General features: G+C 71.7%; 6 protein-coding genes. 5 read left to right on the top strand and 1 reads right to left on the bottom strand.

Going from position 1 to position 12,380, the window contains the following annotated elements; genetic code table 11:
* Positions 1 to 5: 5 nt before the first annotated feature.
* Entirely contained in the window at positions 6 to 290 is a 285-nt protein-coding gene (locus ACFQV6_RS41065; protein ID WP_378033139.1) for a hypothetical protein, read from the bottom strand.
* 79 nt (positions 291 to 369) lie between these two features.
* Here ACFQV6_RS41065 and ACFQV6_RS41060 point away from each other — a divergent pair, with 79 nt between their 5' ends.
* The 5 genes from ACFQV6_RS41060 to ACFQV6_RS41040 all read left to right on the top strand — a co-directional run bounded on the left by ACFQV6_RS41060 (position 370) and on the right by ACFQV6_RS41040 (position 12,174).
* Positions 370 to 1,554: a spore photoproduct lyase family protein gene (locus ACFQV6_RS41060; RefSeq protein WP_378033138.1), complete on the top strand. Its 1,185-nt coding sequence runs from the start codon at positions 370 to 372 to the stop codon at positions 1,552 to 1,554.
* Positions 1,555 to 1,635: 81 nt separating this feature from the next.
* Positions 1,636 to 2,859 carry a cellulose-binding domain-containing protein gene (locus ACFQV6_RS41055; RefSeq protein WP_378033137.1) on the top strand — a complete coding sequence of 408 codons (1,224 nt, stop codon included), beginning with the start codon at positions 1,636 to 1,638 and terminating at the stop codon, positions 2,857 to 2,859.
* Positions 2,860 to 3,075: 216 nt separating this feature from the next.
* Positions 3,076 to 3,429, top strand: coding sequence for an STAS domain-containing protein (locus ACFQV6_RS41050; RefSeq protein ID WP_378033136.1), 354 nt, complete (start codon positions 3,076 to 3,078; stop codon positions 3,427 to 3,429).
* Between the two features lie 101 nt (positions 3,430 to 3,530).
* On the top strand, positions 3,531 to 4,094 hold the full coding sequence (locus ACFQV6_RS41045) for a dihydrofolate reductase family protein (RefSeq protein ID WP_378033135.1): 564 nt from the start codon (positions 3,531 to 3,533) through the stop codon (positions 4,092 to 4,094).
* 106 nt (positions 4,095 to 4,200) lie between these two features.
* A complete protein-coding gene (locus tag ACFQV6_RS41040) occupies positions 4,201 to 12,174 on the top strand; it encodes a hypothetical protein (RefSeq protein WP_378033134.1) in 7,974 nt (2,657 codons plus the stop codon).
* Positions 12,175 to 12,380: the final 206 nt, after the last annotated feature.

The raw sequence follows: 12,380 nt of genomic DNA, 5'->3' as shown, positions 1-12,380 counted from the left end.
ACGCCTCAGAGCCGGCCCGCGTTGTCAGCGTCCCGCGTCCACCTGTCGTGTGCACGGCGCCACTTGTCGTAGCGGGGTGCGTGGCAGCCGTGCGCGGGAGCGGGGCGGGCCCGCCGCAGGATGCAGCGTTTGCCCCGGCCTGCTTTGCACCGCGGGCAGGTGAAGTCCTCGAAAGCGGGCTCGGGATGCGCCGCGACATAGGCGGCCCGCGCCTGATCAGCGGTGGCGGCATGCGGGTCGGTTACAGGGCCGGCGGAAGGGTCGGTGACAGGGGTGGAGCTGCCGGGCACGGGTGCCTCCTGGTCTCGGGAAGCCGCATATGCCCGGAAAACGCCGGATGATTCGAGCCGCTCGGGGTACGTCCCGAGGGTGACGCTCCCTTCGATCGACGTGACGCAACCGCTGGCACCGGCCACACCGCCCGCACCGCACAGTGCCAGCGGGGAAGCGGTCGAGACCCATGACCTCGGTGCGGTGGCGCCGCCGCCACGGCCCGCGCGGCGGTGGACGCCGAAGCGGGTGGTGGCCACGCCGGCGGCGTACGACCACGCGCACGGGCTGCGGATCATGGCGCTCGTCGAGGCGCGGGGCATCGAGGTGGAGCGGCTGCGCGGCAACCGGCTGACCGGGGTGCGCGGGGAGAACGACCGGGAGACGTACGCCAGGGCCAAGTCGACCATGGCGATCGTGGTCAGCCCGCCGTCCCGCCGGAAGTTGCAGCCGATCGCGCCGAGCGCCGACTGGCGGTTCGACCTGGCCGAGGGCTGCCCGGCGCACTGCCAGTACTGCTATCTGGCGGGTTCGCTGTCCGGGCCGCCGGTGACCCGGGTCTACGCCGACGTCGACGACATCCTCGCCGGGCTGCGTGACTACGAGGGCCGGGGAACGATCACCAGCCGCCGGGAGGCCCGGCGGGACGAGGGGACCACCTTCGAGGCGTCGTGCTACACCGATCCGCTCGCGCTGGAGCATCTCACCGGCAGCTGGCGGCGGGCCGTCGAGCACTTCGGCGAGTGGGACGCCGCGGTGCAGCTGCGCTGGACGACGAAGTTCGACGACGTGGACAGTTTCGTGGGTCTGGCGCACTCCAGACGTACCCGAGTGCGTTTGAGTGTCAACAACCGCCCGGTGACCACCCGGGTCGAAGGCGGCACCAGCCGCCTGGAGGATCGCCTCGGCGCACTGCGGCGGCTGGCCCTGGACGGTTATCCGGTCGGCGTCACGATCGCGCCGATCATCGCGGTCCCGGACTGGCGGACCCACTACGGCGAGCTGCTGGACGGCATCGCCGGCGCGGTCCGCGACGTACCGGACCTGGATCTGACCGCCGAGCTGATCACCCACCGGTTCACCCCGGGCAGCAAGGAGGTGCTGCTGGGCTGGTATCCCGGCACGAAGCTGGAGATGGACGAGGCGGCGCGCACCCGCAAGCACGGCAAGTTCGGCGCGGTGAAGTACGTCTACCCGCCCGGCACGATGGCCGAGCTGCGCACCTGGTTCCACACCGAGCTCGCCGAGCGCCTCCCGTCCTGCCGCATCCTCTACTGGACCTAGCGCCCGCCGTTGCCATGGAGTTACAGTCATCGATGCATGGGAGCGCTCCCAGGCGCCAGGGCCACAGTAGGAGGCAACACGGTGCAGCGGCAACTTCTTGCGTCAGCGGTGACAGCGGTGCTGGCCGGCACCGGTCTTGCGCTCCTTCACAGCCCGGCCGCCACCGCCGCTCCGGCGTGCACCGTCGACTGGACCGCCAACCAGTGGGCCACCGGCTTCACCGCCGAGGTCCAGGTCACCAACGGCGGCGCCCCGGTCACCTCCTGGGCGCTGTCCTGGACCTTCGCGGGCGACCAGCGCCTGGTCAACGGCTGGAACGCCACGGTGACCCAGACCGGCAACGTCGTCACCGCCGCGAGCCTCGGCTGGAACGGCACGCTCGCCACCGGCGCCTCCACCCGGTTCGGCTTCCAGGCGACCTACTCCGGCACCAACACAAAACCGTCCGCCTTCACCTTCAACGGCGTCTCGTGCAGCGGTGACACCCCCAGCCCCAGCCCGTCGGTCACGTCGCCGTCGTCGTCACCGTCCGCATCCACGTCACCGTCCGCATCCACGTCACCGTCCGCGTCCGCTTCCGCGTCGCCGTCGGCCTCCACCTCGACGCCGCCGCAGCCGGGATGCGTGCCGACCGCGATCTGCGACGGCTTCGAGACGCAGGCCGGCTCCGTGCCGGGCGGTGACTGGGCGGTCACCAACCCCGACTGCTCCGGCACCGGCAGCGCGGCCATCGACCGTACTGTCGCGCGCAGTGGCAGCACGTCCCTGCGGATCAACGGTGCGGCCGGCTACTGCAACCACGTCTTCGCCGGCAACAGCAGGATCCTCGGCACCGCCGGCTCGGTCTGGTACGTCCGCTACTGGGTACGGCACACCACAGCCCTGCCCACCTCGCACATCACCACAGTGGCCATGCGCGACTCCGCCGACGGCAACCGAGACCTGCGCTTCGGCGGCCAGAACGGCGCCCTCCAGTTCAACCGGGCCTCGGACGACGCGACCCTGCCCGAGCAGAGCCCCGCCGGTGTCGCCCTGTCCGCCCCGCTGCCGGTGAACACCTGGAACTGCGTCGAGTTCAAGGTCGACGGCCGGGACGGCACGATCCAGACCTGGCTGAACGGCACGTCGGTCCCCGGGCTGCTGGAGGACGGCGTGCCCACTCACGACATCGACGGCCAGTGGCTCAACCGGACCTGGCGGCCCGCGCTCACCGACCTGCGGCTCGGCTGGGAAAGCTACGGCGAGGGCGCCGACACCCTCTGGTACGACGACGTGGCGGTCAGCGGCGCGCGCAACGGCTGCTGATCCTGGTGCGGCTCGGCTCTCGCGGCGCGTTGATCGCCCTGGCGGAGAGTCGAGCCGAGCACGCCCGACAAGAGTAGGGTCACCCTCAACGGCACAACGTCGGGTGGCCGGCCTTCCCCAGCGCAAGGGTCCTCTCCTCGGCATCGTCCACTGACACGGGCGATCAGCACGAAGCGACAACGACCTCCATGCGCCGAAGGCCGAGGGTGATCCATCATGTCTTCCCGAAATCCGCTCGACCGCGCGGACCTGCTGGTGCAGGCACCGCCGCCGACATCACCGGACTCGATCGTCATCGCGCTCAGCGGTGACATCGACAGGGAGAACTGCTCCGAGATGGTCCTCGCCGTCACGGACACCCTTCATCGCCATCCGGGCCGCGACGTCAGCCTGGACATGTCCGAGGTGACCTTCCTGGACTCCTCCGGTATCCGTGCACTGCTGATCTGCCGCCGCACCGCCATGGAGCTCGGCACCCAGCTGAAGATCAGCAAGGCGCACCGCCACGTGCAGCAGGTCCTCTCGATCACCAACCTGCTCGGCGTGTTCCACCTCCCGCCCGACCTTTAGACGCCCTTCAGCGTGGCTGTCCGGGTCCCTCGACCGATGAGTTTTCGTCGCGGGCGCCGTCTCATCCTGGTACGAGCGAATCAGCGCACCGGGAGGACGGCATGAGCGACTTCGAACCGCAAACCGCGAACGGCAAGGTCCTGTGGCACTTCACCATGTCACTGGACGGGTTCGTGGCGGGTCCCGACCACGACATGGACTGGATGAGCACCGGCATCTCCGAGCGGCCCGGCTTCATCGACCAGTACGTCGAGACCACGGGCGCCGTCCTCGGCGGCAGGCGTGGCTGGGACCGGTTCCCCGACGCCGGCACCGTCTACGGCGGTGCCTGGACCGGGCAGGTCTTCGTGCTGACCCACCACCCCGAGGACGCCAAGCCCGCCGAGCGGGTCACGTTCCTCGACTGCGACGTGGCAGAGGCGGTGCGGATCGCGCTGGCGGCAGCCGGTGGCAAGAACGTGGAGGTGCTGTCGCCGGACATCGGCCGCCAGCTTCTCGAGCGGGGACTGATCGACGAGATCGACCTGCACATCGCGCCGGTGCTGCTGGGTGACGGCATCCGGCTCTATGACCACACCGGCGGCCGCCCGGTCTACCTGCACCGCGTCGGAGCCGGCGACCCGACGGCCGAGCTGGACGTGCGGTACCGGCCCGCGGCCGCGTAGCACGCCGGAGTCCGGTGGCGGCCGGAACTCTCGGATCCGATCCCCAACTGCCGATCATCCCGCTCAGGCAGGCGTGCAAGCGCGCCTCGGGAGGGTCGGGAACCACATGCTGCGCACCAGGGGCACGCACCGCCGCCGCACCAGCGGACTCGTCAAGGGAGTCCGTGCCGCGGTGGTCGCCGCCCTGGTGGGCACTGCCGGGGTGGCCGTCCCGATGCTGTCCACCACGGCGAGTGCGACGCAGTCGGCCTGTAACAACATGGTGAGCCTGGCCAACGGCGACTTCGAGACACCGGTGATCGCCAACGGCACCGTCAACATCATGCCGCAGGCGTCGGTACCCGGCTGGCTCACCACAGCGACCGATGCCAAGATCGAACTCTGGCGCGGTTACAACAACACGCCGTCCGCCACCGGCAGCCAGCACGCCGAGCTGAACGCCAACCAGGTCTCCACGCTCTACCAGGACCTGCCCACGGCGAGCAACCAGGTCCTGCGGTGGGAGCTGAAGCACCGCGGCCGCACCGGCGTCGACACGATGTCCCTGCAGATCGGCAAGCCCACGGGCACGCTGGTCCAGCAGGGTGCGAACATGCTGGACGGCAACACCGCGTGGGGCTCCTACTCCGGCATCTACATCGTGCCGGCCGGGCAGACCACCACCCGCTTCGCGTTCAAGTCGATCGCGTCGGCGAACGGCGACCCGACTTTCGGCAACTTCCTCGACACCATCTCGTTCGGTACGGCGGCCTGCCTGGTCACCACCACCGCCGTGGCCAACGGCGCCGGCGCGGCCACCGCCAACCCGGGCGACGTCCTCACCTACACGGTCACCGCCCGTAACGACGGCGGCAACCCGGCCAACGTCAGCAGCATGGCCGACGTCCTGCCGGCCGGCACCACCTATGTGCCCGGCTCGCTCAAATCGGTGAATGGATCCACCACGGTCAAGCCGACGGATGCCGCCGGCGACGACACCGGCGAGTACGACGCCGCCGGGCGCACCGTGAAGGTACGTGTCGGCACCGGCGCGTCCCCGGCCACCGGCGGCACCCTGCTGCCCGGCGAGTCCCGCACGATGTCGTACCAGGTCAGGGTGAACACTGCGGCCGCCGGTACGGCGATCGTCCACGACGCCGTGAGCACCTACACCGACCCGCTGGCCGGGGCCGCCAGGACGTCCACCTCCAACGAGGTCAGTACGACCGTCAACCCGGCCGCGGACCTGGTCGTCACGGCCGCCCTGTCCGGCTCGGCGGTGGTGGCGGGCAGCCCGGTCACCTACACGGTCACCGGCACCAACAACGGCCCCAGCAGCGCGTCGGCCGTCCAGCTGACCGGGGACGTCCCGTCCGGGCTCACCGGCGTGACCGCCACCTCCCCCGGCGGCACCTGCACGGTCGGCGGAACCACAGCGCAGTGCACCTACCCGTCGGTGGCCACCGGCACCAACCGGGCCATGACGATCACCGGCACGGCACCGGCCGCCGCCACCCCCGGCGCCCAGTACCAGCTCTCCGCCGCCGTCGCCTCACCGACCTTCGAGCTGAACAGCGTCGACAACACGACGTCGCTGAGCAACGCGGTCACCACCAGCGCCGACCTCGCCGTCACGCTGACCCCGCCGGCCGCCCCGGTCGCCGGGGCGATGGCGACCTACCAGGCCGTCGTCACCAACAACGGCCCGTCGACCGCCCGCGGCATCACGCTGGCCAACCCGGTGCCCACGCTCGACGCCGGCGCGCCCGACCCGGCCGCCACGGTGACCGGCGGAACCTGCGTCTACGTCACCGGCGCCCGCACCCTCGACTGCGCACTGCCGAACCTCGCACCGGGCGCCACCAGCACGGTCACCGTCAGGTTCCAGCTGCCGGCCGGCGGCGCGATCAACAACGCGGTCTCGATCGCCTCGTCGACGCCCGACCCGGTCATCGCGAACAACAACGCCTCGGTGAGCACCGCGGGCACCGAGATCGCCGACGTCGGCGTGGACCTGAACATCACCGACGCCACCGCCAAGCCCGGCGACCTCGTCGACTACACGCTCACCGTGACGAACCACGGCCCGTCGGTGGCCCGCAACGTCTCGTTCAACACCGTCGTCCCGCCGGGTGTCACCATCCTGCGCACGCCCAGCTCGATCTGCACCACCTCCGGCTGCACCATTCCGGCGCTGCCTCCCGCGCCGCATCCGAGCAGCACCGTGGTCATCACCGGCAAGGCACGGATCGAGGCCGGCGCGGCCTCCGGGCCCGGCTCGACGAGCACCACCGTCGTGTCGCCCACCACCGACAACGTCAGTGCGAACGACACCGACACCGTCCACCTGACGATCCTGCTCGACGCCGGCCTGCGCGTCGCCGAGACGCTCACCAACCTCGACCACCCGGGCGGTGCGGTCGCCGGCGAGCGGATGCGGGAGCAGATCACGGTCGCCAACGACGGCCCGACCCGCGCCGAGGGCCTGGTCCTGCGCCAGTCCATCCCGGCCGGCGCGATCGTACCGTCGGTCTCGGCCGGGGCCGGGCACTGCGACTTCCTCGGCACCGGAGCCGCCGGCACGATCACCCCGGACGGCGGCAACTTCATCTGCACGCTCTCCGCCCTCGCCGACCAGTCCAGCTGGCAGATCACCTTCACCGGACACCTCCCGGCGAACTTCAACGGCAACACCTTCTCTCGTACGGCAGTCCTGACCTCGTCGTCACCGGACTCCGACAGCTCGGACAACTCGGTGACGGCCAATACCCCGGTCGCCCACGTCGCCGACCTGGCCCTGACCCAGACCACCAGCACCCCGCAGGTGATCCAGTCGAGCCCGGTCCAGTTCCAGGTCACCATCCGCAACGACGGCCCGTCCGACGCGACCGGTGTCATCGTGCGGGAGCAGCCGCAGAGCAGCCTGGCGATCAGCGGCGGCACACCGAGCACCGGCACCTACGACGACGCCCAGCGCCGCTGGCAGATCCCGGTGCTCGCGGCCGGCGCCACCGCCACCCTGACGCTGAGCGGGGTCGCGCAGACCGCCGGGACCGGCAGCAACACCGTGCAGGTGCTCTCCGCCGACAGCACCGACCCGGACAGCTCGAACGACACCGCCGTACGCACTGTCACCATCGACCCGTCCGCCACGTCCCTGGCCGTCACCGTCACCGCGACGGTGTCCCCGGCCGCGCACCAGGGCGCCGCCGAGGCCGGCGACGCGGTCAGCTTCGCCTACCTGGTGCGCAACACCGGCAACGTCACCATGTCGACGATCGCCGTCACGGCCGGGCTCGGCGGCACCGTCTCGTGCCCGCAGAGCTCCCTGGCCGCCGACGATCGGATGACGTGCACCTCCGGTACGCCGTACCTGATCCGCCAGGCCGACATCGACGCCGCGCAACCGGTCTCCGATACGGTCTTCGCCTCCGGGTTCGCGCCCGGCGCGACAAGCGCCTCGAGTTTCGGGCCGACCCTGGCCTCCGTGCCGGTCGCCGCACCGGCCCCCGCCGTCACCGTCGTGGTCGACCCGGTCGTCGCACCGGCGGCACACCAGAACGCCGCCGAGACCGGTGACACCGTCACCGCGCACTACCGGGTCACCAACACCGGCAACGTCACGCTGACCGCCGTCGCGGTCGACGGCACCCGTGGCGGCACCGCGACCTGCCCCGCCGGCCCTCTCGCGGCCGGCGCCGGGACCACCTGTACCGGACAGCCCTACCAGGTCACCCAGGGCGAGGTGGACGCCGGTCAGCCGCTCGCCGACACGGCCACCGCCACCGCGCACGGCCCCGGCAGCACCACGGCCACCGGGACCGGCACCAGCTCGGTCGTGCTCGCCGGCGCCGCCGCGGCCCTGACCGTCACGGTCAAGCCGGCCGTCGCACCGGCCGTGCACCAGGGCGCCGCCGAGGCCGGTGACACCATCGGCTACGAGTACGTCGTCACCAACAGCGGCAACGTCTCGATGAACACCATCGGCGTCAGCGGTTCGCTGGGCGGGACCCTCACCTGCCCGGCGACCACCCTGGCCGTCGGCGCCTCGATGACCTGCGTCCGCACCACGGCGTACCCGGTCACTCAGGCCCACATCGACGCCGGCTCGCCGATCACCGAGACCGCCGCGCCCACCGGTACCACGCCCACCGGCGTGACCAGCACCTTCGGCACCGGTAGCGCCGCTGTCGCGGTGGCACACGCGGTCCCGTCGCTGATCGTGGCCGTCACCCCGTCGGTCACGCCGAGCTCGCACCAGAGCGCGGCCGACGTCGGCGACACGATCACCTTCCGGTACTCGGTGACCAACAACGGCAACGTCACGATGACCGGCGTGGCGGTCACCGACTCGGCCGGCGCGCCGGTCACCTGCCCAGCGACGTCGCTCGCCATCGGTGCCACGATGACCTGCACCTCCACCCAGGTGCACACCGTGCTGCAGAGCGACATCGACGGTGGGCAGGCGATCGCCCGTACCGGATCTGCCTCAGGCATGGCGCCGGGCGCCCTCGGCGTGACCACGTCGCTGCCCGCCACCGGCAGCGTCCCGCTGGCGATCGGCGCCGCCGCACTCAGCGTGATCGTCCACCCGGCCGTCGCGCCCGCCGCGCACCAGAACGCCGCCGCCATCGGCGACGTCGTCACCTACACCTATGCGGTCACCAACAACGGCAACGTGACGATGGTTCAGGTCGGCGTCACCGGCAGCCACGGCGGCACCGCCAGCTGCCCGGCCGCACCCCTGGCCGTCGGAGCGGCGGTGACCTGCACCGGAGCGCAGACCTACACGATCACCCAGGCCGACCTGGACGCCGGCGCCCCGATCACGGAGAGTGCGACCGCCGCCGGCCGGGAGCCCAACGCGGGCGGCACCACCTCGTTCGGCCCATTCACCGGCGTGGTGTCGATCGCCCCGGCCACCGGGCAGCTGAACGTGGTCGTCACCTCGACCCGGTCCGGTCCGGTCGCGGCCGGGAACACCATCGGTTACCAGTACGCGGTCACCAACACCGGCAACGTCACGATGAACACCATCACTGTCGGTGAGGCGTCGACAGGTGCGGCCATCTGCCCGGCGGGACCGCTGGCCGTGGGTGCCTCGATGACCTGCACCTCGACCGGCACCTACCTGGTCACCGGCGCCGACATCGACGCCCAGCTGCCGATCGCGGGCTCGGCCTACGCCACCGGCCGCATCCCCGGCTCGGCCGTCGCCCGCAGCTTCGGCCCGTTCACGACCGGCACCGCGGTCGCCGCGGCCGCACCGGCGCTGAACATCACGATCACGCCGTCGGTGGCGGGGCCGGTCGCGGTCGGTGACTCCATCGACTACCAGTACGTCATCACCAACACCGGCAACGTCACGATGAGCGCGATCACTGTCGACGCCGGACTCGGTGGCACCGTCATGTGCCCGCAGACGTCGCTGGCTGCCGCCGGGTCGGCGACCTGCACCGCGGCCCAGCCACACGTGGTCACCCAGGAGGATGTGGACGCCGGGCGGCCGGTGGAGGAGACCGCCTGGGCGACCGGCCGGGCGCCGGGCGCACCGGGTGGCACCACGTTCGGCCCGGTGACCGCCGATGTGCCGGTCGTGGCCACCGGTCCGGCCCTGACCGTCGCGGTCGAGGCGGTCGTTGCTCCGGCCGCGCATCAGGACGCCGCTGAGCACGGCGACACCGTGGCCTACCGATACCTGGTCACGAACACAGGCAACGTCAGCATGCGTACGGTCGGCGTGACCGACTCGGCCGGTGCCGCTGTCACCTGCCCCACCGGTGTGCTGCGGGTCGGCGCCACGGTCACCTGCACCTCGACGCTGGCACACGAGGTCGGCCAGAGCGATGTGGACGCCGGACAGCGGATCAGCCGGAGCGCGACCGCTGAGGCGTACGCCCCGGGTGCCGTGCTGCCCACCGCATCGCCGGTGGCCAGTGGTGGCACCGGCGTCGTGGCGGCTGCCGAGCGGCTCAGCCTCGCCGTCACCGCGTCGATCCCGGGTGGGCTGCGGGCCGGGGATCAGCTCGGTTACTCGTACCGGGTCATCAACACCGGGAACGTCACGATGAGCGGGGTCGGTGTTCAGGACAGCCGTACGGGTGCCGCGTCCTGCCCGGTCACGGTGCTGGCCGTGGGAGTGTCGGTGACTTGTGTGTCGGGTGGCGCGTACCGGGTCACCCCGGCCGACGTCGACGCCGCGGCGCCGCTGACCGGGACCGCGACGGCGGCCGGGCGCAAGCCGGGCGTGGTCACCGCCACCACGTTCGCGCCGGTCACGACCAGCGTCACTGTCGCCGCCGCCGCGCCGGAGCTGACCGTCACCGTCCACCCGGTGGTCGGCCCGGCGTCCCACCAGGGTGCCGCCGAGGCCGGTGACACCATCTCGTACGAGTACGTCGTCACCAACACCGGAAACGTCACGATGACCGGGGTCGGCGTGGGCGACGCCCGGGTCGGCGCGGCGAACTGCCCGGTCACCACCCTGGCCGCCGGTGCCTCGGTCACCTGTGTCTCACCGACCGGCTACCGGGTCAGCGCCGCCGATGTGGAGTCCGGAGAGCTGATCCGCAACGACGCGCACGCACAGGGCCGTCCCGCCGGTTCGTCCACGCCGGAGCGGTTCGGGCCGTTCAGCGCCGCGGTTGCCGTGGTGCAGGGGTCGCCGTCGCTGACCGTGCTCATCTTCCCGGTGGTCTCACCGGCCGAGCACCAGAATGCCGTGCAGGCGGGTGACCGGGTCTCCTATCGCTACCTGGTCACCAACAACGGCACTCGGCCGATGAACGACATCGTCGTCAACGACACCACTGGCGCATCTCTCGTCTCCGCAGCGTCCCGCAAGATCAAAACCGCCGCGCCGGCGGTCGACTGCCCGGCCACCACGCTCGGGGTCGGTGACTCGATGAACTGCACCTCGGTGGGTTCGCGGCCGGTCACCCAGGCCGACATCGACGCCGGCCTGGCGCTGCCCCGCTCGGCCACGGTCACCGGCGTGCCGACGGGCGGCAGCGCACCGCAGACGTACGGCCCGACGCGCACCGACACCCCCGTCGTCGCCGCCGCACCCGACCTGGCCGTCAAGGTGAACCCGCTGGTCACCCCGGCCGCACACCGGAACGCCGCGGTGGTCGGTGACCGGGTCACCTATGAGTACGTGGTCACCAACGACGGCAACGTCACCATGCGCAGCGTGGCCGTGGCCGACGCGTTCGGCGGCGACGTCGAGTGCCCGGCCACCACCCTGGCCGTCGGTGCCTCGATGACCTGCACCGCCACCCGCACCTACCTGGTCACCCAGGCCGACCTCGACGCCGGCCTGGCACTGCAGCGCACCGCGGCGGCCACCGGCGTCCGGCCCGGCGCCACCGCTCCGGCGTCGTTCGCGCCCCACTCGGCGAGCGTCCCGCTGACCCCGCCCGCGCCGAAGCTCACCGCCGAGCAGAACGCCGTCTGGCAGGACATGGACGGCGACGGCATCCTCGGCCCGGCCGACGTCATCACCTCCACCCTGGTCGTGGTCAACACCGGCAACGTGACCGTCCGCGCGCTGACCGTCGCCGGCCTGCCCGCCGATGTGACCTGCTCCCCCACCGTGCTCGCGCCGGGTGAGCGGGCGACGTGCGTGTCCCTGCCGTACCACCTGACGGCCGCTCAGATCGCCGAGGGCGTGCACCGCAACGAGGCCACCGTCACCGGCAGTACGCAGGCCGGGCCCCAAGTCCAGGGAAGGGCACCGGCGACGATCGTGGCGCCCGCACCGACCTCCTCAGCAACCGCGACCGGCACACCCACCTCCACCCGCTCCGCAACCGCCACCCCGACCAGCACCGCCACCGGCGCACCCACTTCGGCCCCCTCAGCTCCCACCGGCGGCCCCTCGACTCCCACCGCCGACCCCACCTTCTCCGTCACGCCTGCTCCCAGCGACACCGCTACCTCGACGCCTGGCCCCGGCGGCTCCGACGGCGCCTCCCCGTTGCCCACCACCGGCAGCAACATCGCCGGCATGGTCCTCGGCGGCGCCGGCCTTCTAGCCGCGGGCATGGTCCTCCTCCTGCTCACCCGTCGCCGCTCCGGTGGCGCCCACCGCCGCGCATGACACCCCTCCCACCCACCGCCGCGCATGACGCCCTCCCCACCGACCAGCCCCGCTCAACCACCGCGCGGGCCCGGTTCTGGCGTTGGTAACCGCACATGTTGGGGTTGCGTGCGCTGTGACATGGCCCCTGGAGCCTGTTGCTTTTTGGTTTCGGCGGGTTCAGGCGTATAGATACTTTTATGCATGTTTGAGATCATTGGTGGATG

This window comes from Actinoplanes sp. GCM10030250 (genome assembly GCF_042666575.1).
GTDB lineage: Bacteria > Actinomycetota > Actinomycetes > Mycobacteriales > Micromonosporaceae > Actinoplanes.
Note: the sequence above shows the minus strand (reverse complement) of the source record. Positions and strands in the feature narration are given on the sequence as shown.